Annotated in this window: 16 protein-coding genes and 1 pseudogene; 5 read left to right on the top strand and 12 right to left on the bottom strand. The window is 58.7% G+C overall.

All coding sequences use genetic code 11. From position 1 onward, the window contains the following. Nucleotides 1-28: 28 nt before the first annotated feature. Nucleotides 29-3,856 carry a tandem-95 repeat protein gene (locus H6M51_RS18100; protein WP_185811221.1) on the top strand — a complete coding sequence of 1,276 codons (3,828 nt, stop codon included), beginning with the start codon at nt 29-31 and terminating at the stop codon, nt 3,854-3,856. Nucleotides 3,857-3,937: 81 nt separating this feature from the next. Here the strand turns inward: H6M51_RS18100 and H6M51_RS18095 are convergent, their stop codons facing one another. From H6M51_RS18095 to H6M51_RS18050, 10 genes are all read right to left on the bottom strand, one after another. Further along, nucleotides 3,938-5,098: a diguanylate cyclase gene (locus H6M51_RS18095; RefSeq protein ID WP_185811220.1), complete on the bottom strand. Its 1,161-nt coding sequence runs from the start codon at nt 5,096-5,098 to the stop codon at nt 3,938-3,940. Nucleotides 5,099-5,435: 337 nt separating this feature from the next. After that, nucleotides 5,436-5,591, bottom strand: coding sequence for a hypothetical protein (locus H6M51_RS18090; RefSeq protein WP_185811219.1), 156 nt, complete (start codon nt 5,589-5,591; stop codon nt 5,436-5,438). Nucleotides 5,592-5,770: 179 nt separating this feature from the next. Continuing rightward, on the bottom strand, nt 5,771-6,961 hold the full coding sequence (locus H6M51_RS18085) for a tetratricopeptide repeat protein (RefSeq protein WP_185811218.1): 1,191 nt from the start codon (nt 6,959-6,961) through the stop codon (nt 5,771-5,773). A gap of 754 nt (nt 6,962-7,715) precedes the next feature. Further along, nucleotides 7,716-8,144, bottom strand: coding sequence for a helix-turn-helix domain-containing protein (locus H6M51_RS18080; RefSeq protein ID WP_185811217.1), 429 nt, complete (start codon nt 8,142-8,144; stop codon nt 7,716-7,718). 365 nt (nt 8,145-8,509) lie between these two features. Beyond that, complete coding sequence (locus H6M51_RS18075) at nt 8,510-9,319, bottom strand: phosphodiesterase (protein ID WP_185811216.1); 810 nt, start codon at nt 9,317-9,319, stop codon at nt 8,510-8,512. After that, the gene (locus H6M51_RS18070) at nt 9,320-10,354 is read right to left on the bottom strand and encodes an ABC transporter ATP-binding protein (protein WP_185811215.1); all 1,035 of its coding nucleotides are present in this window, start codon (nt 10,352-10,354) and stop codon (nt 9,320-9,322) included. Beyond that, a complete protein-coding gene (locus tag H6M51_RS18065; protein WP_185811214.1) occupies nt 10,351-11,136 on the bottom strand; it encodes an ABC transporter permease in 786 nt (261 codons plus the stop codon). The genes H6M51_RS18070 and H6M51_RS18065 overlap by 4 nt, the downstream gene beginning before the upstream one ends. Before the next feature lie 5 nt (nt 11,137-11,141). After that, on the bottom strand, nt 11,142-11,945 hold the full coding sequence (locus H6M51_RS18060) for an ABC transporter permease (protein WP_185811213.1): 804 nt from the start codon (nt 11,943-11,945) through the stop codon (nt 11,142-11,144). Nucleotides 11,946-12,006: 61 nt separating this feature from the next. Beyond that, entirely contained in the window at nt 12,007-13,002 is a 996-nt protein-coding gene (locus H6M51_RS18055) for an ABC transporter substrate-binding protein (RefSeq protein ID WP_185811212.1), read from the bottom strand. Beyond that, nucleotides 12,999-14,102, bottom strand: coding sequence for a LacI family DNA-binding transcriptional regulator (locus H6M51_RS18050; RefSeq protein ID WP_185811211.1), 1,104 nt, complete (start codon nt 14,100-14,102; stop codon nt 12,999-13,001). Before H6M51_RS18050 ends, H6M51_RS18055 begins: the two co-directional genes overlap by 4 nt. An 83-nt stretch (nt 14,103-14,185) precedes the next feature. On the opposite strand from H6M51_RS18050, the pseudogene H6M51_RS18045 reads away from it, so the two are divergent. Then, nucleotides 14,186-14,455 (top strand): annotated as a pseudogene (locus H6M51_RS18045) (transposase); the annotation flags it as partial. 211 nt (nt 14,456-14,666) lie between these two features. Here the strand turns inward: H6M51_RS18045 and rhaI are convergent. Beyond that, a complete protein-coding gene (rhaI, locus tag H6M51_RS18040; RefSeq protein WP_185811210.1) occupies nt 14,667-15,959 on the bottom strand; it encodes an L-rhamnose catabolism isomerase in 1,293 nt (430 codons plus the stop codon). A 168-nt stretch (nt 15,960-16,127) separates the two neighbouring features. Then, on the bottom strand, nt 16,128-18,224 hold the full coding sequence (locus tag H6M51_RS18035; RefSeq protein WP_185811209.1) for a bifunctional rhamnulose-1-phosphate aldolase/short-chain dehydrogenase: 2,097 nt from the start codon (nt 18,222-18,224) through the stop codon (nt 16,128-16,130). A gap of 200 nt (nt 18,225-18,424) precedes the next feature. Between H6M51_RS18035 and H6M51_RS18030 the strand changes: the two genes are divergently transcribed. From H6M51_RS18030 to H6M51_RS18020, 3 genes are all read left to right on the top strand, one after another. Beyond that, the gene (locus H6M51_RS18030; RefSeq protein WP_185811208.1) at nt 18,425-19,237 is read left to right on the top strand and encodes a DeoR/GlpR family DNA-binding transcription regulator; all 813 of its coding nucleotides are present in this window, start codon (nt 18,425-18,427) and stop codon (nt 19,235-19,237) included. A gap of 50 nt (nt 19,238-19,287) precedes the next feature. After that, nucleotides 19,288-20,283, top strand: a complete 996-nt coding sequence (gene rhaS / locus H6M51_RS18025) for a rhamnose ABC transporter substrate-binding protein (protein WP_185811207.1) — start codon at nt 19,288-19,290, stop codon at nt 20,281-20,283. Nucleotides 20,284-20,345: 62 nt separating this feature from the next. Continuing rightward, nucleotides 20,346-21,881 (top strand): sugar ABC transporter ATP-binding protein, encoded by a 1,536-nt coding sequence (locus H6M51_RS18020; RefSeq protein WP_185811206.1) that lies wholly within the window; start codon nt 20,346-20,348, stop codon nt 21,879-21,881. Nucleotides 21,882-21,887: the final 6 nt, after the last annotated feature.

The raw sequence follows: 21,887 nt of genomic DNA, 5'->3' as shown, positions 1-21,887 counted from the left end.
AGAGCCATATAGGCGGATCGAGGATATCATGGCGACGTTCAATGTTCTGGATTTCGGTGCAACGCCGGATGACGCCTCAGATGACAGCGCAGCAATCCAGGCAGCAATTAATGCTGCCTATGCATCAGGCGGTGGCACAGTCGTCATCCCCTCCGGAACCTTCTATGTCAGCGGCAATCCTTCCAATCCTTCCAAAGGCTGTATCGAGGTCCGTTCGAACGTGACCCTGACCGGGGCCGGCATGGGCGACACTGTGCTCAAGCTGGTTGACGACTTTGATGCCCGTATCAACGGCATCGTGCGCACGCCGGTCAACGAGAGTGCCGATAACATCGTTATCAGCCATCTGACGATTGACGGCAACAGGGCCAACAACATCGAGCACCAGGCCGGCATCATCACAGGCGTCAAGGAAAACGATGACGGTCGCATCCACCAGAACATCACCATCAGCAATGTAGAGGTGATGAACTGCAATGCCTATGGCATCAACCCGCACGAAATCACCTATAATCTCGTCGTCGAGGATTGCGTCTCCCACGACAATGGCAAGGACGGGTTTGTCGCCGACTATGTCGAGGGCGGCGTCTATCGCGACAACGTCGCCTACAACAACGATCGCCATGGCTTCAATATTACCACCAGCAGCAACGACATCCTGCTTGAGAACAACAAGGCCTATGACAATACGGGAGCTGGTCTCGTCACGCAGCGTTCCGACATTTTCCCCGATGGCCAAGACGACATAGCCTGGCCGACGCGCATCACCGTTGTTGGCGGAGAGTATTACAGCAATGCCCGCGAAGGCATATTGATCAAGCTATCGGACAGTGTGACCGTGACCGGCGCGTTGGTCTTCGACAACGACCGTCAGGGCATGCGCATCGAAGGCGCAACCAACACGACGATCACCGGCAATACGATCTTCAACAACTCGCAAGCCGGCAATGGGGTCTATGACGAGATCAATATCCGCCTTCGGATAGACGACACCGTCAGCCCTGCCCGCATCTATTATTCCGAAGGGACCGAAATCTTTGGCAATACGATCTATGCGGACGGATCGGTCCGCAGCCGTTACGGGATCCGCGAGGAATTGACGAATTCGACGGCTGACAATCCTTCCGGAACCACCGTCTACTCCAATATCGTCACTGGTTCCCGAAGTGGCGACATCTTCGTTCCGCCGCATTCGGCGACCGAAGGACCGGACATCTTCTATGGTACGGCGAGCGCCGACGCCTTTGCCGGTCTTGGAGGAGACGACATCTACATCGTCAACCACTCCGGCGATATCGTGACCGAGGACGTCGACAAGGGCAACGACACCGTGTTTGCCGCATTGAACCATACGCTTGGAGCCAATGTCGAAAACCTCTACCTGACCGGCACTGCAATACGCGGAACCGGAAACAATCTCGACAACGAGATTATTGGCAATGCGCTTGCCAACGAGCTCGAAGGTATGGGCGGCGCTGACATCCTGGATGGAGGCCTCGGCGCCGACATCATGCAGGGCGGAGACGGTGACGACATCTATTTCGTCGATGACCTCGGTGACGTGATCGTCGAGAAGGACAACCTTGGTGCCGGCGGTTTCGACACCGTGTTTTCCACTGTCAGTCACGTGCTGGCATCACAGGTGGAAAAACTGGTGCTCGTGGGAACCGAGGCGCTCGATGCGACCGGTAATGATAAAGCCAATGTCTTGATCGGCAATGACGGCAACAACCGGCTCGATGGCATGGCCGGTGCCGACGAGATGGCCGGCGGCAAGGGCAATGACACCTATGTGGTCGATCACACCGGCGACCTTGTCCTGGAATTGGCAAATGAGGGCATCGACACGGTTTTGAGCACCCTCACCTATACCTTGGGCGCAAACGTCGAGAACCTGATACTGACCGGTTCGCTTGATCGAGACGCGACCGGCAACGGGCTTTCCAATCTAATCAAAGGCAATGCAGGAGCCAACAAGATCCATGGCATGGATGGCGACGATATCATCGAAGGTGGGTTGGGCCTCGATCAGCTCTATGGCGATGCGGGCAATGACACTTTCGTGCTTCGCAAGGGCGAGTTTGAAGGTGACGTGATCGAGGACTTTACCGGAAATGGCGCGGGCTTAGGAGATCAGATCCTGTTTACCGGCTTTTCCAGTTCAGCCATGCTGGTCGATCTTGGCGGCGGCAACTGGATGGTCCAGGATGGGGGCTACTCTGAAACCTTCCGGATCAAGGTGCCCGCCGGTGAAGCAGCCCTCGTCGCTCAAGACTACAGTTTTGACGGCGTTGCCGTCTCTCCGGTGAACGCGGCTCCTGTAACAGCCGAAACCGGCAATGAGGCCTTCGGTGACGAGGACACACTGATCACGGGGGCGGTGCCACAAGCTCAAGACGCTGAAGGCCAAGCGATCAGCTATCAGTTGGTTCAGGGTCTTTTGGGCCTGAATTTTAATGCAGATGGCAGTTTCTCCTACCAGCCTCCGGCAAATGCGAGTGGCCCTTTCTTCTTCGACTATGTCGCGATCGATAGCCTCGGCGCCACGAGTGCGCCGAGACAATTCATGATCACCGTTTCGCCCGTCAATGACGCACCGCAGACCGCCTCCAGCGGCAACGAGGCATCCGGCATCGAAGACACGATGCTCAACGGCAGGGTACCGGCCGCAAGCGATATCGATAGCGCGTCCTTAAGCTATGTGTTGATCGCCGGCTTGCCTGGCTTCAGCTTTGCGGCCGATGGGAGCTTTTCGTTCACGCCACCGGCCAATGCGTCTGGAAACTTTACATTCCAATATGCCGCAATCGATGACCGGGGCATGCAGAGCGCGCCACGAAACTTCACCCTGGCGCTTTCACCGGTCAATGATGCACCAACAGCAGCGACGGCCGGAAATTCAGCCACAGGTCTCGCCAACACGACCATTTCCGGTACCTTGCCGGCAGGTTCTGACGTGGAGAATGACAGCCTCAGCTACGCCCTTGTCAACGGGCCTGCCAGTCTCAGTCTTGCGCCCAATGGCAGCTTTTCCTTTGTACCGCCATCCGGCGTAAGTGGCGACTTCGCCTTTACCTATAAGGTGGTCGACGCCTTGGGGGCCGAGAGCGCACCCCAGGCATTCACGATTGTCGTATCCCCGTCCACGGGGCTGATTGTCACCGGCACCAATTCCGCCAATACGCTGCATGGCAGTGCCGGCAATGATAAGATAGACGGGCTGAAAGGCTCCGACACGATGTATGGCTATGCCGGCAACGATACCTATTACGTCGATAGTTCCGGCGACAAGGTCATCGAGGCGATTGGCGGTGGCGACGACCTGGTGATCACGACCTCGTCGTTTACCATTCAGAGCGGCTCGGAAGTCGAGAAAGTGCAGGCAATCGGCACTTCTGCCGTGACGCTGAAGGGCAATGAACTGGCCAACAGCCTGATTGGCAATGCGGCAAACAACACGCTGAGTGGCAATAATGGCGATGACCGGCTGGATGGTGGTCTTGGAAAGGATTCGCTGACTGGAGGCAATGGCAAGGACAGCTTTGTCTTCTCGACGGCCGTTTCGCCCTCAAACATCGACGTCATCAAGGATTTCAAGGTCGTGGATGACACTATTGTCCTTGACCGGGCGGTCTTTACCGCACTGTCTGTTGGCCAGCTAGCGGCGGAGAGCTTCGTCGTCGGGTCTCAGGCCATCGACGCGGATGACCACATCATCTACGACCGTGCAGCTGGCGCCTTGCTGTATGACGCAGACGGTGCTGGCGGTCTCGACGCAATCCAGTTCGCCAGTATTTCCAAGAATCTGGCCATGACCTATCTCGACTTTGTCGTTGAGGACGGGGCCATGGTCTAGGATTGAAGGGCGCCGAGGGGAAATCCACTTAGCGAAACGCCCGAAGCTGTTCAGACAAACCGAGCCAGCTCTCCATGACAGCTATGCAAGGGAATCGACTGATGCGCTTGCAAGCTTGACCCTGTTTCGACCTGCATTTTTGGCGCGGTACAGTGCCAGATCCGCCTGCCGATAGGCTTCGGCCAATTCCGTTTCAGCCGATACAGGTGCCACTCCAAAACTCGCCGTAACGCGCAATCCTCGCGGAAGGTTGCTCAAGAACATCGTCGCATGCCGAAGCTTAAGCGCGAGTTCACGGGCATTTTCCATCGACGCGTCCGACAGGAAGATCGCAAATTCCTCGCCGCCAAGTCGACCGGTGACCGATCCCATAGGGGCGTGCTGGCGAAGGCAATCGCCGAAAGCTCTGATCACCACATCACCAACATGATGGCCATAGGTGTCGTTGATCCGTTTGAAATGGTCGAGGTCACACATGACGATCGCCTGTGAGACTTGGCGATTTCGTGTGAGGAGCGCTTGGACCTGCCGGTCGAAACCTCGTCGGTTCGCAAGGCCCGACAAGATATCGATTTCTGACTCCGTTCTGTGGATTGCGACAATTTCCAAGACAAGCTTGGCCAGAAGGCTCAGCCCCACGGCGACCATCAATATGGCGGTCAGAGACTGCGAGATTAGAGCATAGTTGGTGTGCACGTAGTCCTTCGGTGTCGCACCAGAACCGACCAGAACAGCAAGGCCCGCCTTGCCGAGGAAATGAACGCCGGTAACCAGCAGCAAGAAACCTAGAAAAAGATCGAGCCCTGTGCGCCGATGGGCAACAAACACAAGCAGAGCTGCGACCAGAACGACCGCCGCAAACGGGCTTTGATACAAAAATGCCTGAAGCGGAGTGCCGCGTGGAAGATCGTAAATCAGGTGGGCAAGGCCCAAGCTCGCAAACACAAATACCAGTGCCAGTCGCAGATCTATGCGACGACGATACATGTGGCCGATACCAGTGGTCAGCATGACCATTCCGCAAAGGACAGTGGCGAAGGCACCGAGTGCCCAAAGGCGCGTTGGACCGGCGTAAGCGACAAGCAACTCGCAAAGAGCGGACAAGGAGGCGACGCCGAAACCCGCCCCCAGCCAAAGAGCACCGTCACGGGATTGACTGCGGTAGGCGACCACCAGGAACATGGTGCTGAAAGACAAGGCCACAACGAAATTCACAATGAGAAAAAATACGGCTCCGCTCATTCAGACTGCCTGCAAACTTGGGGTTCAATCGCCCTCCCAAAGCAATCATATCGGGAGAACGTGAAGGAAACTGATGTGAGATCCGGAAGATTTTTAAATGTTCGGGCGTTCGTGAAAGCTTAAGACTGCAAAGCCCACTTGATGCGGACACCATCCGTGCCAAGAACCAGAAGGTTAAGACTAGGCTACTGCTGGAATTCGTTGGTATCTCCGGCAGGCAAGGGCACCCACCGATGCCCTATACACCTGCAAGCCCCACTCAGCAGCGGCCAGCAGCCGTTCGCGCAAGACGGCTCAGCTCATCAAGGGACAGATCAGGAAGCCCGATCTCGCGCCATTATGCGACAAGTTTTACCCTTGCTGCCTCGAGTTCGTTGACATCGTCTTCGACACCGAGGTCACGTGCCGCACCGATCGTAAAGCCAATCATGTTGATGATCGCCAGCAACTCGTCTGCTTGGTCCTCAAGCGAGGCTCCAGCCGATATCTTCATGCAAGTCCCTCAAATCATGGAGGCTGCAGTCTGGCATGGTAAGCGATAGGTTGCGCGTTGCAAAAGCGTTGCACACGTGATGCGCGCCATCTCAACCAATTGCAACGAAACGATATTCAGGGCTCAGAACTCTCACCCCGGGTTCTTCGTTGCCACTCGACGAGCAAGCAACCGATGCTTCATTTTGACTTGAAGCCAGCCCGGACCAATCCTTCGCGGTAAAGTTCGGTCTGCCACTGTTCCTTGTGGGGCACCATCGCCAGCCAGTTATCCAGATCGAAACTCGGATTGTCCTTGAGAAAGCGAAGCCGGTGAAGCCGCGCCCGCTTCAGGTCGCCAAGCATGGCACAACAGGCGGCGGCCAGCCGAGTTGCAGGCTTCTTGTCCTGCATGCGATCGACGTAAGACAATGCCTGGGCATAATCCTCAAGAAAGTAACAGGCACCAGCAGCAGCCCAGAGATACACATCCGGCGCTATCGGATTGAGGGATATGGCCTGCTTGAGCTTCTCGATGGCAAGGCCTGGTCGGCTGGCATGTGTCAGACTGTCTCCGTGACTGTAAATCGCCTCGGCATAATGTGGGCTCAGCCGCTCCGCCTCTTGAAGGGCGGCCAGACTGTCGTCGATCCGGCCCCTGTAGAGTTGCGAGACCCCGAGCTCCTTGAAAGCCAAGGCGGACAAGCTATCGGTTTCGATCGCTTGTCGTGCGAGCCGTTCCGCTTCCGCCAGAAGTGCATCATCACCCTGCGCTGTGAGAACCCATTCAAGGGTCAATGTCCGCGACAGGCCAGCAAGTGCCGGCGCAAAATCCCTGTCATGTGCAACAGACGACCGAAACTGCTTGCGCGCCCGCCTCAAGGCAGGAAGCGAGACTTCAGACAATTCGTGAAGACCGGAAAGGTAGGCAAAATAGGCTTCCGGGCCTGCCTTGAAATTCTCGAATGGGGCATCATTGCCTTGCATGCGCTCGATAATCGAGGTTTGGATCGCTTCGGCAATGACAGATCTTTGCTGCAGCGTCTGCATGGCATCGAGCTTGAAACGGGTCGCCCAAACCACGTCATCTGCAGGAAGAAAGACAAGTTGAGCAAAGAGCCAGTCGCCCGATCGCCTGGTATCAAGCGCATAATGGACCTCGTGGCGCCGAAGCAGTGCCGCCTTGTCGTTGGATGCTCTGAACTTCTGGGCGGTGTAGGGTGCGACCACACGAACGCTGCGGCTGGCGCAAAGCCCGATGGTCAGGTCCTCGATAAGGGCATTTGCAACCTGGTGATTGGCGTAACTCCCTTCTTGTGTCTCCGGCGGCAGGAGCGCGAGCCTCGGAAGCGATGCGACGACCGGAGACGATACTTTAATATGACCAGACACCTTCGTCCGAGCCGCAGAGCCTGCCAGCAACCTATCTTCCAAGCCAGATACGATGGTTGAAGGACCCGAACGGATTAAAGAGGCGGCTGTCCCGAAAGCCAGGGGTTCAGATACTGTGCAAGATAAGCCAGGCACAGGCGACGCAACCGGCTCGGCCGTCCGGATCGAACTTTCAAGCACAGATCTCACCACCTCGTCATCCGGCTCTGCATCAAGCAAGATCAAAGCCGCCCGCCTGATGTCGGCAGGACTTTTGCCTCGCTCGGCAGAAACATGGCAGGAAAGCAGCGCCTCTTTGAGCATTTCCCAAAGGCGCAGACGCGTTTGGGAAATCCATTGACCGAGCCTGCCTGGTCGAGCGGTCTCCTTGATCAGAAAACCCCGCGACATGGCGTCGGAGAGAGCCTTCAAGCGCTCGGAGTCAGTGCCTTGATCCAGATGATGGAGATCCCAGTGAAGCATGGCAGGGGGGGCTTTGAGGTCCTGCCTGCCAATTATCAGTGGCAAGTCGTCCCGGTCACCGCATGCCATCACAAACCGGCGCAACATTGAGCGAAGATTGGTCTGCGCCACATGGTTTGCCCCCGGCCACAAGAGGGTGGCAAGCTCGTGACGAGAGACAGGCGCGCCTCTGTCGCTCAGATAGGCCAGCATGACGAGAGCCGCCGAGGATACCGGAACATGCCGGCCCTCATGATCCTCAAGCCGGCAAGTTCCAAGCGTCAGGAGGCGAAAGGGCATCTGGACGAAACGCTCACACCGACACCTGGACCTGATTTCCCAGATCGACTGCATCAGTCTGGCCAGAGCTCAGAGCGCGGACAAGGGACAGCACTTTCTGCTGTACAACCTTGTCCTCGATTGCGGCAAAGGCACGGGCAAGCGCCAGGCAATCCTTGGAGGCAAGCAAGAGGGTCGGCGAATCGCAATCGACCTCTACGCCGCTAACCACGGGGTCTGGCCCTTCCTCGAAAAAGTAGGTGATGGGCGTGTCGAGGATCGCAGCAATATGCTGCAGCCGGCTTGCACCGACACGGTTCGTGCCTTTCTCATATTTCTGGACCTGCTGGAATGTCAGCCCCAGCCCCTCGGCCAGTTTCTCCTGGCTTACACCCAGCATGTTGCGACGAAGCCGGATACGGGCGCCAACATGCCGATCTATTGCGTCTGGCGTTTTGCGCATCGACGGAGACCTTCTCCAAACCAAAAGGCAATCATCGCCCCATTTGCCACGTGACGCAATCTTGAAGAGACCCCATGTATCGATTTCGGCGCAAGGCCGGGGCGAGATACTGAAAGGAATGAGACCAGCGGCCGATGCTCTGCCCACACCCACCGCACCATGCGCTTTTCAACCAAAAAGCCGATCATCTCCTTGAGCAAATCAGCCTCTACGCCCTTGCCGACCCGAAAGCGCAGATAGGCCGGACCAGCCTCAGCCGTCTCCAAAAAAGGAGGATTGCCATAGGGGCGTCAAGCCGGCTGTTTCAGGTCTTCGTGCCTTTCGGCAGCCCCCTCAAGAGCACCACCAACCGATCGTTTTTTTTGTCAAAAGGGCCAGACGGCTGGCTTCAGGCTCAAGGGCAAGACGTCGGCGATCAGTAACTCCTGCGGAGTATCAAGCCAGGCATGCAGGGTCACACCACCCGGCTCGATGGCAAGCGCATGCACTGCTCCTTCGCGCAGATCGCGATGGACGGAATGGGCCGTGGACGGACCAATCAGGCAGCTGACCCTGCCGATCTGGCCAGTGATCGCTCGGTGAACATGGCCGGAAATCATCTTTGCAACGCCGCTATAACGTTCCAGCCGCTCCATCAGGGCTGCACCGTTGCGCAGATTGTCCTGATCCATGGGCATGATGCCACAAGGCAACCATGGATGATGGGTCGCGACGATCACCGGATGACCGTTCAGGTCATCAAGGCACTGATCGAGGAAGGCAAATCCCTCCTCGGACAGCCAGCCGTGATGCGCGCCCTCAAGCAGCGTATCAAGACCGACAACGGCAAAGGGGCCTAAATCGCGCATCCAATGAATGGGACCGGATTCTGGCATCCAGTCAGAACCGCCAAAGGCTTTGCGCATGCCCTCATGCCTGTCGTGATTACCGGGAATGGCAAGCCAGGGCAAAGCAAGATCAGCCATGATCTCGGCAAAATGCTGATATTCCTCGTCCCTACCATGCTCGGTCAGATCGCCGGTGACGATGGCGCAATCGATAGCCCCAAGAGCGGCCAAGCGTTCGTTGATCGAGGCAACCGCGGTGCGCAGCGCAGTCTCAGTATCGGAATGGCCGCAAACAAGCGCGCCTTTGGCAACAATATGGGGATCACTGATCTGGATAAAGGCTGGCATTCAGGCGGCTGCTTTCTCGGGATTGAGGGTAAGGATGGATTGCGGTGCGATCGAAAGACGGACTGTTTCGCCAGGTCTCGGCGCGCTCAGGCCCTGATGCAGGCAAAACAGGGTGTCGTCGGCAGCGCCTGACAGAGCGATGCGGTAATGCGTGCCAAGGAAGGTGACGGTTTCGACCCTTGCAACCAAGGGGCCGTCATCTGTAATCTTGACGTCTTCGGCGCGGACAAAGGCGGCCTTGCCATCGGCGGGCGCACGCAGCAACAGCGCACCGCCGGGCAGACGTAAGTTTGCCCCCAGGATATGACCGCCAAGCGGCATGGAATTGCCGACGAACCGCGCAACGAAAGCATTCTCCGGTGTGCGGTAAAGCGCCTCGGGCGTGCCGATCTGTTCGATCCGGCCCTGGCACATGACGGCGACCCGATCGGCAATCGCCATGGCTTCATCCTGGTCATGGGTGACGAAGATCGCGGTAATGCCAAACTGTCGCAGCAGGCCTGCAAGCTCATCCCGCAGCGTGGTGCGCAAGGCGGCATCAAGCGCCGACAAGGGTTCATCGAGAAGCAAGAGACGTGGGCGCGGCGCAAAGGCGCGGGCAAGTGCCACGCGCTGGCGCTGGCCGCCGGAAAGTGCAGTAATCGAACGCGCGGCATAGGGCTCCAGCCGGCAAAGTGCGATCACCTCATCAACGCGGGCTTCGATTTCCGGACGCGTCAGGCCCTGCATCTTCAGGCCGTAACCGATATTGCCGCGAACCGACATGTTGGGAAAGAGAGCATAGGATTGAAACACCATGCCGATCTTGCGCCGTTCGACCGGCTGGTCGGTCATGTCGCTGTCATTGAAACGGATCGAGGCGCCATGGTCGGCGGTTTCAAGACCGGCAATGATGCGCAGCAGTGTCGTCTTGCCGCAGCCGGACGGCCCGAGCAGCGAGACGATTTCTCCTTCCGTTATATCAAGATCAGTCGGCTGAAGCGCACGGGTGCCGCCGGGAAAGGTTTTGGCGATGTTGCGAAGGGCAAGCGTCATTGCGTGATCCTCTGGGCACGGGCGCTGGCCCATTGCATGGCAAGAAGGAGGGGCACGATCATCACGAAGAAGATCAGCGTATAGGCCGAAGCGATCTCGAGCCGCATGGAGGCGTAGCTGTCGGCAAGACCGACCGGCAGGGTTTTCAGGTAAGGCGTGTGCAGCATCCAGGTCAGGTTGAACTCGCCGATCGACAGTGTCACCACGGTGAGCGCACCGGCCAGAATGCCCGGCCGAGCATTGGGCACGACGACATCGACGAAGCGCCGCGCCGGCCCTGCGCCAAGGCTTGCAGCTGCCTCTTCCAGCGTCTTCAAATCGATCGCCGAAAGAACGGCCATGACGGAGCGGACCATGAAGGGCAGCGTGTAGAGAACATGGCCAACCAGAATGAAGGTCCAGCTCATGCGAAAACCCTTGTAGGTGCCGTAGAGTTGAAGCAGCGCCAATGCGAGCGCAAGACCTGGAATGGCAAGCGGCAGCGAGATGAACTCTTCGAGTGCCCGGGTCAGACGACCGGGATTGCGGACCATTACATAGGCGGCAGGGACCCCGATGATCAGGGTGACGATGAGGCAGGCCATGGCAATGCCCATGGACAGGAAAATCGAGCCGGAATAAAGGGCCCAGACCTCCTCGACCCATTTCAGCGTCAGACCCGATTTCAACCCTTGAAAATAATTGACCGTCACCCCCGCCAGAACCGACTGGATGGTCGGCACCAGAAGGAAGGCCGCGGCAAGAAGGGTGACAATCAACGGCAGTGCTTTTCCAGCGCGCATTGTCTTCAGCCTCCCGCAGCAACGGTTGAGCCGGAGAAGATCCGCGCCACAAACAGGATTGCCCAGGTCACCACGCCGAGGCAAACTGAAAGGGCGGCAGCCATGGCGATATTCGCCGACAAGGTAAACTCGGTATAGATCACCATCGGCAGCACATCGATATCGGTGGCAAGGGTGAAGGCTGTACCGAAGGCGCCCATGGCGGTCGCAAAGGCAATGGCGCCAGCGGCAATCAGCGCGGGTGCGAGTGCTGGCAAGAGCACATCGAGCACCACTCGATGCGGTGGGGCGCCGAGCGTGCGTGCTGCCTCTTCGAGCGCAGGATCGATCTTTTCGGCAGCGGCCATGACGGTCAGCAGCACGCGCGGGATCGAGAAGTAGAGATAGCCGAGGAAGAGCCCGAAGATGGAATAGGCAAAGACAGCCTGACCTGGAAAGATCGCATTGAACAGGCCCTGACGTCCGCCAAGAAGTATGATCATGAAGCCGACGACGACACCCGGAAAGGCGAGAGGCAGTGTCAGGATCGACAGGAGGATCGAGCGGCCGAAGAAGCGATTGCGGGTCAGGAATACGCCGACCGTGGTCGAGATAAGAAGGGCTGCCAGTGTGACCGCAAATGAAACAAGCACCGTCTGGATCAAGGTCGTCAGGTAACGCGGCGTCTGCAGGATCTGCCAATAGATTGCAAAGCCCGCCTCTCCCTCGCCCGAGGCCAGGATCAGCCGCGCAATGGGCAGGGCCAGAAAAGCCAGCGCAAAGATGGCCAGTGGCACAAGACACAGGCTGACAAACAATCGGGATGACATGGGGACAGGCTCCTTAAGGGGAAGGCCGGGCAGCGCTAAAACGCCCTGCCCGGCCAGAATGTCACTTCACCTCGGCCAGATAGCGTTCGCCAAAGCCCTTCTGGGCAGCGGCCATTGCAGAATAGTCGACGGAGACGGCGCGCTCATACTCGCTGTCCGGCAGGAAGCGTTGCGCAACCTCGGCCGGAAGGGCCACAGGACGGGCCGGCTTCAGATAGGCATTGGTCCAGATGGCCTGGCCTTCATCCGAAAGAATGAAGTCGAGTGCCTTCTTGCCGGCCTCTTCATTGGGCGCACCAGCGACAAGGCTCATGACGTATGGAACGCGGACGGTGCCTTCGCAGGGCATGACAAACTCGAACTTGCCGCTCTCATTGTACTTGGCGCGGTAAGCGTTGAAGTCGTAGTCGAACAGGATCGGGATTTCGCCGGAGACGACGCGGGCAAAGGAGGTCTGCTTCGGCACGATCGGGCTGTTGGCTGCCAGATCCTTGAAGTATTTGATGGCGGGCTCAAAATTGTTAAGATCACCGCCAAAGGCCTGGTTGATGGCAACAGCGCCGGCATAACCGACAAAGGCCGATGCCGGATCGAGATAGCCGACCATGCCCTTGTATTCAGGCTTGGTAAGGTCTGCCCAGCACTTCGGCACGGGCGCGCCATTCAGCGCATCGACATTCACGAACATGCCGAGCGTGCCATAGTGAACGGCAAACCAGTTGCCCTCAGGATCCTTCAGGCCTTCCGGAATTTCGTCGAAGCCGGCCGGCTTATAGGGCTGGACAACGCCTTCGGAGATGGCGGCAATACCAGTGGTCACGCCATAATAGGCGACATCGGCGACGGGGGATGCCTTTTCAGCAATCATCTGGCTGAGCGCCTGGCCGGAATTCTTGTTGTCATGCGGCATCTTCACGCCGACTTTTTCGTCCAGCGCCTTGAGCATGGACGCCCAATCGGCCCATTCCGGCGGGCAATTGTAGCAGATGGCATCTTCGGCTAATGCGGGTGCAGCCGTAGCCGTTGCGAAGAGAACGGCAAGAACGGTAAGTTTCATCGGTTCATCCTTGGTTGAGCGTGAGGTTCATCAGGAAGAGCAGACGGCGGTTGGGTGGCAGCCCGACCGTCGTCACCTTTTTCCGGGTTCGGTGCTGCAAGCGTGGCACCGGGCCGGAAATGAAATGGCAAGGCGGGCGGCTGAACAGCGACACTTCCTTGCAACATGTCGAGAATTGCGCGAGCCGCCTGGCGGCCCATGGCCTCTGGCGAGGTCTCTATGGTGGCAAGCGGCGCTTCGAGAAGCCGGCCCACTTCAATGCCATCAAAACCGACAACGGAGAGATCCTGCGGCACCCGCCAGCCAGCCAAGCGAGCGGCCTTCTGCACGGCGATTGCCAGGAAGTCATTTGAAGCAAAAATCGCGGTCAGATCCGGATGCTGCGCCAGGATCTCGGCCAGGCATTCAGGCTTGGTGGCTTCGGCTTCGCCGATCTCGATCAGGGCGGGTGCGGTAAGGCCGCGCGCAATGCATTCGCCGTGAAATCCGGTGTAGCGATTGCGCGAGCGATCAGAGGTCGAAAATCGCAAGGCAACAAATCCGGTGCGCTTGTGCCCGAAATCGACAAAGTGCCGCGCCACCTCTTTGGCGGCCTCGAAATTGTCGATGTAGGAGGTGATGAAACCCTCCATGGGATCGTGAAACATCAGTGCGACGGGAAGGCCACGTTTGCGCGCAAGCTGCATGGCGGGGCTTCGCTCGGGTGCGACCATGGTTGCGACAAGCGCATCCGTTTCCTTCGACAACAGCATCTCAATGGCCGCATCATCAGCGGCTTCATTGTAGTTGGAGCAAGAGATCAAAAGCTGGTAGCCCGAACCGAGAATCTCTGACTGAATGCCCTGAACGGCCTCGGCAAAGACCGGATTGGCAAGCGATGGCACCAGGCAGCCGATTGTCATCGACCGGCGGCTTTGCAGTGCCCGGCCAAGTGCAGAAAAGCTGAAACCGAGATCGCGGGCAGCTCGCTCCACCCGATCGCGCACGTCAGCACTCGCAGAGCCGGACTTGTTGAGCACGCGACTGGCTGTCGCTATGCCACATCCGGCCGCCTGTGCGACATCTCTGATTGTTACGCTCGTATTGGCAATCTTAGGCATGGAATAGTTCCGTTGGAAACGTTTCCAACGGATAACACAGGAACGACGACAGCTTTGTGACAAGCTAGTCTTGCGTCGATTCTGCCAGGACTGCCTACATCATGCCGGGCAGCCCTTGGGAAAATGGATATTGCGAGAGCTTCAATTCGAAGCTCCGTGACGAACTGCTGAACGGCGAAATCACGCCCAAGGAGGCGAAGATCATCATCGAAACTGGAGACAGCACCATAACATCGTGAGGTCTCACTCATCGCTGGGCCATAAGCCACCGGCATCCCGAAGCTGCGGTCTGGCCTCGCCAAAATGGAGCTGCGTCAACGCCGGCCGTGGCCAGCAGGCCAAGCATGCACTAGCCTTTTAAGCGGATCACCCCGTCGGGGCAGGCCAATCAACAAGGACGTGACGACTCCGACCGCTCACGGTCTTGACCAAGCTCGTAGTCGTCATCCTTGCTCCCGACGAGGGCAGTGATCAGTGCTTCAAGAGGCGAGACTGTCGCATCTCTAACTCGCCCAATTGTCGCTTTATGGATCTTGCGTTGTGAGACCTGGTGGCCCAACAACCTCAGACGATCCCGCCAGAGCCACCCTTGATCGCGGGACGTTCGGCCGCAACCCTGGCGCGGTAGCCGCTGGCACGATAGGTGGCGACAGGGTCGATCGCACCACCGGCCAGACGGCGTGCCTCGGCCAGGATCGGCTCGACATCGGTGCGATAGGCGCGCTTCAGCGTTTCCGTCGCCATCAGCGCGTCATTGTCGGACTGGTAACCTTCGAGCGCGGCACGATCGACCAGAAGCGCTTGCGCATAGGCGCGGCGGATCTCGTTGGCGCTTGCAATAAGGCTCTCGATCGGATCCGTCACATTATGGCTCTGGTCGATCATATGCGCCGGGTGGAAGCCCTTCACGCCACGATGCTCGGCATCGACAAGTTCGTTGAAGACGAGGAAGAGGCGGTAGGGTTCGACCGAACCGGCATCCAGATCGTCATCCCCATATTTTGAGTCGTTGAAGTGGAAGCCACCGAGCTTGCCGAATTGGATGAGGCGCGCGACGATCATCTCGATATTGGTGTTCGGCGCATGGTGGCCGAGGTCGACGAGGCAGTAGGCCTTCTCACCAAGCGTCTGGGCGATCAGATAGTTGGTGCCCCAGTCCTGCACCACCGTCGAATAGAAGGCCGGCTCGTACATCTTGTGCTCGGAGAACAACCGCCAGTCATCCGGCAGCGCCTTGTAGATCTCGCGCATCGCATCGAGATAACGCTCGAACTGGCGGGTAAAATTGCTCTGCCCGGGGAAGTTGGAACCGTCGCCTATCCACACCGTCAGCGCCTTGGAACCGAGTGCGGAGCCGAGTTCGATGCATTCGATATTGTGCTCGACCGCCTGACGGCGGGTCGCTGCGTCAACATGGCTGAGCGAACCAAACTTGTAGGAATGCGCCTGATCGGCGCCATCCGAGAAGGTGTTCGAGTTCATCGCATCAAAGCCGAGCCCGAGCACATCGGCCTTGGCCTTCAGCTCCTTCGGATCGGCCTTATCCCAGGGTATATGCAGCGAGACGGTCGGCGTCGCGCGAGTGAGCTGCTGGATCACACCGCAGTCGTCCAGCTTGTCGAAAATATGCCGCGGCTCTCCGAGACCGGGAAAGCGGGCAAAGCGCGTGCCGCCTGTGCCGACGCCCCAGGAGGGAACAGCAACGAAGAAGTCCGCAACCTTCGCCGTTATGGCCTCGATGTCGATAGACTGACGGGAAAGCCTGGCGCCCAGCGCATCATAGTCGCTTTGATGGGCGCTCTGACGACGCTCGTTTTCTGCCGCGATGATATCTGCGGCGATCCGGGTCTCGGTCATTTGATCCTCCTTCGCGCATGAAGAACCGTGCTTCAGCGCATCTGTCGCATTTCAGGGGGCATCATGCGAGAGGCGCAACCGCCCTCTCCTCCACACCCCATTTCATCCAATCGCCCGAGAGAGCGGCTGACAGCCTCGCGGCGAAACCGCCGCGAGGCGCTTGGGAGGTCAGCGGGTGAAACTTTGTGCGTTTCCGGCATCGACATTGATGATGTTGCCGGTCGACTTGGCCGAAAGATCGGACGCCAGGAAGTAGATGGCTTCGGCAATATCCTCCGGGAAAACATTCAGCTTCAGCATCGAGCGGTTGCGATAATGCTCCTCAAGATCGGTCACTTCGATCTTCGAGGAGGCCGCACGCTGCTCGCGCCACTCGCCGTTCCAGATCTTCGACCCACGCAGCACTGCATCCGGATTGACGGTATTCACTCTGATGCCAGCTTCCGCCCCTTCCAGCGCCAGGCAGCGGGCGAGATGGATCTCGGCAGCTTTCGCCGTGCAATAGGCTGACGCGTTCGGCGAAGAGGCAAGGCCGTTCTTCGAGGCAACGAAGACGACGTTACCGCCAAGCTTTTGACGCCGGAACAGCCGGAAGGCCTCGCGCGAGACGAGGAAGTAGCCGGTGGCCAGGATGCTGATATTCTTGTCCCACATCGCAAGCGTCGTGTCTTCGACCGGTGCAGACGAGGCAATCCCGGCATTCGACACGAGGATGTCGACGCCACCGAATTCCACGCAGGCTTCGGCAAAGGAGCGGATTACCGCATCCTCGCGCGTCACGTCGAGCTGAACGGAGCGGACCACGTCCGCGCCATGTCTCTTCGAGAAGTCGGCGACCGTCTGCTCCAATGCCGCCGCGTCAATATCGGCCAGTACCACGCAGGCACCTTCCGCCATCAGCCGGTCAGCGGTCGCCCGGCCAATGCCGCCGGCGCCACCGGTGACAAAGGCGACGCGACCAGCCAGGCTCTTCGGCTTCGGCATGCGCTGCAGCTTTGCCTCTTCGAGCAGCCAGTATTCGATGTCGAAGGCTTCCTGCTCCGGCAGCCCCTGATATTCGGAGACCGTCGAGGCGCCGCGCATCACGTTGATCGCGTTCACATAGAACTCACCGGCAATTCGGGCGGTTGCCTTGTCCTTGGCAAAGGACAGCATGCCAACGCCGGGAACCAGGAAGATCACCGGGTTCGGATCGCGGATCGCAGGCGAATTGTCGTGTTTGCAGGTCTCGTAGTAGCGGGTGTAGTCGGCGCGGTAGGCTTCGAGCGCCTTGTCGAGGCCGGAAAGAACCGCATCGACATCCGGCTTTGCCGGATCGAAATCGACGATCAGCGGTCGGATCTTGGTGCGCAGGAAATGGTCGGGGCAGGACGTACCGAGGCTGCCCAGCGGCTGCAGGTTCTTCGAATTGACGAATTCGAGCACGGCATCCTGGTCGTCGAAATGACCGAGCTTGCGCTCTGCCTTGCCGATGCGACCGCGGATTTCGGGCATCAGGCGCGCGGCAATCGCACGGCGCTCGTCTGCCGGCAGGCTCTTTGCGACGGCACCGCCGAAGATCGTCTTGCCTTCTGTCTCCGTCGCAAACCACGCGATCGCCTTGTTGATGATCTCGAGCGTCAGCAGGTAGCAATCCTTGGCATCATCCGCCCAGGTGAACAGGCCGTGGCTTTCGAGAACCACACCCTTGGCTGTCGGGTTGGCCTTTACGAAGGCTTCGAGGTCAAGGCCGAGCTGGAAGCCGGGACGACGCCAGGGCAACCAGCCGATTTCCGAGCCGAAGATCTTCTCAGTCAATTCCTTCGAATTCTTCGAGGCCGCGATTGCAATGATCGCGTCCGGATGCATGTGATCAACATGCGTGAAAGGCACGAAACCATGCAGCGGCGTATCGATGGAGGCAGCACGCGGATTGAGGTTGAAGGTGCAATGCGGCAGGAAGCCGACCATGCGGTCCTCGTCGTGAACACCCTTGTAGATGCCCTTCAGCGCGTCGAGCTTCTCCTGATAGAGCGTAGCGAAACCATCGAGCTTGATCGTACCGACATCACCGCCAGATCCCTTGACCCAGAGCACATTGACCTTTTCTCCGGTCAGCGGATCGATCTCCATCACTTTGGCGGAGGTATTGCCGCCGCCGTAATTGGTGATGCGCTTGTCGGCCCCCAGCAGGTTGGACCGATACAGAAGCTTGCCAGGCTCATCGAGCGTAGCGGCATAAGCATCATCCCAACGATTTTCGAGAAGGCGGGTTTGGCCCGTCATGACATCCTCCCTGCAATTATCTCATGAGCCGGCAATGCCGGTTCATCTCAATCTTGTTCGCAGATATCGCGCAGCCCTTGCTCGATTGTCAATCAGATTCGATCATTTCTTTTCATTGTGCGCTGCAGTATTATTCTTTTTGATCGTTTCTGATTGACAGCGTAAAAACATTGCGAATAAATCACCGTCAGGAGGACCCCATGCACGAACGCGAACGCCATCGCATTATTCTGAGCGCGATCCAGGAAAAGCCTGTGATCACGGTGCAGGATATTGCCGAGTTGACCGAGGCTTCAGAAGCCACGATCCGCCGGGATATCGCGTCTCTTCATGTGCAGGGAAAGCTGAGGCGCGTCCGCGGTGGCGCAGAAGCCGTGCACCCGCCGCAGCTTGGAAATCTCGCCGCTCGCCCGTTCCGCGTTTCCGAATCGGTCAACATCGACAAGAAACGCGCAATTGCGCGCGCAGCCGTCGATCTCTGCGAAGAAGGCGATTCGATCATCATCAATGGTGGCACCACCACCTTCCAGATGGTGCATTTCATGTCGGCCCGCCGCCTACAGGTGATGACCAATTCCTTCGCGATCGCCGAGCATCTGGTGAAGCATTCGAAGTGCACGGTGTCGGTTCCCGGCGGCGCGATCTATCGCGACCAGAGCCTGATCCTGTCGCCTTTCGACAATGACGCAATTCGCAATTTCTACGCCCGCCGCATCTTCATCGGCGCGCAGGGCATCAATGCACTCGGGGTGATGGAATCGGACGCGCTCGTCATCCAGAGCGAACAGAAGCTGGCGCGCCAGGCCGAAGAGCTGATTGTCATGGTCGACTCCAGCAAGTTCGCCAAGCGCTCGAGCCTGATCCTGTGCGCGCTCGACAAGGTGTCGACGATCATCACCGATGACGGAATTTCCGACGAGGCGGCCGCCATGGTCACCGACGCCGGCGTGAAGCTCATAACCGTGAAGCCCATGGCTTCGGCGGCAAGGGAGGATACCTCATCGGTCGCCTGAGGAGGCGCCGGGAGGGAGAGTAAAGCAGTTCATCAACCTGGGAGGAAAACATGAAACTGACGAAAATCTTGCTGGCCAGTGCCGCCATTGCACTCGCTACAATGGGCTCTGCCGCACAGGCAGCTGACATGAAGATCGCACTTGTGGTCAAGTCGCTCGGCATCGGCTTCTTCGAAGCCGCCAACAAGGGCGCACAGGAAGCAGCCAAGGAAATCGGTGGCGTTGAAGTCATCTATACCGGCCCGACCTCGACAACCGCAGAGGGGCAGATCGAAGTCATCAACTCGCTGATCGCTCAGGGCGTTGACGCCATCGCTATCTCGGCAAACGATCCGGACGCAGTGGTCCCGGCTCTGAAAAAGGCCATGGACCGCGGCATCAAGGTCATCTCCTGGGATTCGGGCGTAGCGCCTGAAGGCCGCATCATGCACCTCAACCCGTCGTCCAACGCGCTAATCGGCAAGATGTGCCTGCAGCTCGCCGCCAACCATTTGCCCGACGGCAAGGGTGATTTCGCGATCCTTTCCGCCACCACCACCTCGACCAACCAGAACATCTGGATCGAGGAAATGAAGGCGCAGCTGAAGGACTTTCCCGGCCTGAATCTCGTAACCACCGTCTATGGTGACGACCTCGCCGACAAGAGCTACCGCGAAGCCAACGGCCTTCTGACCTCTCAGACCAACGTCAAGGTCATCGTCGCTCCGACGACGGTTGGCGTTCTCGCAGCCTCGCAAGCCGTCAAGGATGCCGGCAAGATCGGCGACGTCTACGTCACCGGCCTCGGCCTTCCCTCCGAAATGGCGGGCGCCATCCAGTCGGGTGCCACGAAGGAATTCGCCATCTGGAACCCGATCGACCTCGGCTATTCCGCAACCCAGATCGCCTATCGTCTCGCCAAGGGCGAAACCGATGCAGCACCGGGTTCGGAAATCGAAGCCGGCCGCATGGGCAAGATCAAGGTTGGTGACGGTGGCGAAGCCGCCATGGCCGATCCCTTCGTCTACGACGCCTCGAACATCGAGGAATTCTCCAAGATCTTCTGATCTCGGCGGACCAAACCCGGCGGCTCCAGCCGCCGGGCATTCTCCTTCAGTCGGTAAGTAAAATGATGACCGTTCAATCTGCCAAGCTCGCGGCGGGCGCGATCCCGGCTGGCGAGCCCATTCTTGAAATGCGCGGCATTTCCCAGATCTTTCCGGGCGTCAAGGCGCTCGACAAGGTCGACATCGCCCTCTATCCGGGCAAAGTGACCGCGCTGATCGGCGAGAACGGTGCCGGCAAGTCGACGCTCGTCAAGATCCTGACCGGCATCTATCGCCCGAACGAGGGCGAGATCCTCATCGACGGCAAGCCCAGGAGCTTCGCCAATGCCCAGGAGGCGATCGATGCAGGCGTCACCGCCATTCACCAGGAGACGGTCCTCTTCGATGAGCTGACTGTTGGCGAGAACATCTTCCTCGGCCATGCACCGCGAACCCGCTTCGGCCTCATCGACTGGCGCACCATCAACGAGCGGTCCCGGCAGTTGATGAAGGCGCTGGAAAGCGACATCGATCCGACGACAAAACTCAAGGATTTCTCGATCGCCCAGCGCCATCTGGTGGCCATTGCCCGGGCGCTATCGGTCGACGCGCGCATCGTCATCATGGATGAACCGACGGCCGCCTTGTCGCGCAAGGAGATCGACGATCTCTTCCGCATCGTCGAGGGCCTGAAACGCCAGGGCAAGGCGATCCTTTTCATCAGCCACAAGTTCGATGAACTCTACGAGATCGCCGACAATTACGCGGTCTTCCGCGATGGCCGCATGGTCGGCTCCGGCGTGCTCAAAGACACGCCTCAGGACGAGATCGTGCGGCAGATGGTCGGACGCGATGTGCACGACGTCTTCCCGAAAACGGAGGCCGTGATCGGCGCACCGATCCTGAGTGTTGTGGGCTACAGCCACGATACCGAATTCCGCGACATCAGCTTCACCCTGCGCAAGGGCGAAATTCTCGGCGTCTACGGCCTGATCGGTGCTGGCCGCTCTGAACTCTGCCAGTCGATTTTCGGCATCACCCGTCCGAAGTCCGGCAGGCTGGAACTTGAAGGTCGCGAGATCACCATTCGCAACACCTCCGATGCGATCACCGCTGGCATCGTCTACGTGCCGGAGGAACGCGGCCGCCATGGTCTGGCGCTCGAATTGCCGATCTACCAGAACATGTCCCTGCCCTCGCTGATCCGGACCTCCGTCTCTGGCTTCTTGAAGGCGGCGAATGAATTGAAGCTTGCGCGCCGCTTCGCCGAGCGGCTGGATCTGCGAGCAGCCGCTCTCTCGGTTCCGGTTGGCACGCTGTCCGGCGGCAATCAGCAGAAGGTCGTGATCGGCAAGTGGCTCGCCACCTCGCCCAAGGTCATCATCCTCGATGAACCGACCAAGGGCATCGACATCGGCTCCAAGGCCGCCGTCCACGGCTTCATCTCCGAGCTTGCCTCCGAAGGCCTCTCGATCATCATGATCTCGTCGGAACTGCCCGAAATCCTCGGCATGTCGGACCGTGTGATGGTCATGCGCGAGGGCCTGCAAGCCGGCATCTTCGAGCGCGAAGGCCTTAACGCCGAAACGCTCGTGCGCGCCGCAACCGGCAATGCGTGAGGAATG

This window comes from Rhizobium sp. AQ_MP (assembly GCF_014237835.1).
Lineage (GTDB): Bacteria > Pseudomonadota > Alphaproteobacteria > Rhizobiales > Rhizobiaceae > Allorhizobium.
This window is presented reverse-complemented; position numbering and strand designations above follow the sequence as displayed.

Excerpts from the sequence above, each read along its gene's own strand:
- H6M51_RS18075 (WP_185811216.1), bottom strand. The coding sequence starts at position 9,319 with ATGCCAGCCTTTATCCAGATCAGTGATCCCCATATTGTTGCCAAAGGC.
- H6M51_RS18020 (WP_185811206.1), top strand. The coding sequence starts at position 20,346 with ATGATGACCGTTCAATCTGCCAAGCTCGCGGCGGGCGCGATCCCGGCT.
- H6M51_RS18070 (WP_185811215.1), bottom strand. The coding sequence starts at position 10,354 with ATGACGCTTGCCCTTCGCAACATCGCCAAAACCTTTCCCGGCGGCACC.
- H6M51_RS18065 (WP_185811214.1), bottom strand. The coding sequence starts at position 11,136 with ATGCGCGCTGGAAAAGCACTGCCGTTGATTGTCACCCTTCTTGCCGCG.
- H6M51_RS18090 (WP_185811219.1), bottom strand. The coding sequence starts at position 5,591 with ATGAAGATATCGGCTGGAGCCTCGCTTGAGGACCAAGCAGACGAGTTG.
- H6M51_RS18035 (WP_185811209.1), bottom strand. The coding sequence starts at position 18,224 with ATGACGGGCCAAACCCGCCTTCTCGAAAATCGTTGGGATGATGCTTAT.
- rhaS (WP_185811207.1), top strand. The coding sequence starts at position 19,288 with ATGAAACTGACGAAAATCTTGCTGGCCAGTGCCGCCATTGCACTCGCT.
- H6M51_RS18095 (WP_185811220.1), bottom strand. The coding sequence starts at position 5,098 with ATGAGCGGAGCCGTATTTTTTCTCATTGTGAATTTCGTTGTGGCCTTG.
- H6M51_RS18060 (WP_185811213.1), bottom strand. The coding sequence starts at position 11,945 with ATGTCATCCCGATTGTTTGTCAGCCTGTGTCTTGTGCCACTGGCCATC.
- rhaI (WP_185811210.1), bottom strand. The coding sequence starts at position 15,959 with ATGACCGAGACCCGGATCGCCGCAGATATCATCGCGGCAGAAAACGAG.
- H6M51_RS18080 (WP_185811217.1), bottom strand. The coding sequence starts at position 8,144 with ATGCGCAAAACGCCAGACGCAATAGATCGGCATGTTGGCGCCCGTATC.
- H6M51_RS18055 (WP_185811212.1), bottom strand. The coding sequence starts at position 13,002 with ATGAAACTTACCGTTCTTGCCGTTCTCTTCGCAACGGCTACGGCTGCA.
- H6M51_RS18050 (WP_185811211.1), bottom strand. The coding sequence starts at position 14,102 with ATGCCTAAGATTGCCAATACGAGCGTAACAATCAGAGATGTCGCACAG.
- H6M51_RS18100 (WP_185811221.1), top strand. The coding sequence starts at position 29 with ATGGCGACGTTCAATGTTCTGGATTTCGGTGCAACGCCGGATGACGCC.
- H6M51_RS18030 (WP_185811208.1), top strand. The coding sequence starts at position 18,425 with ATGCACGAACGCGAACGCCATCGCATTATTCTGAGCGCGATCCAGGAA.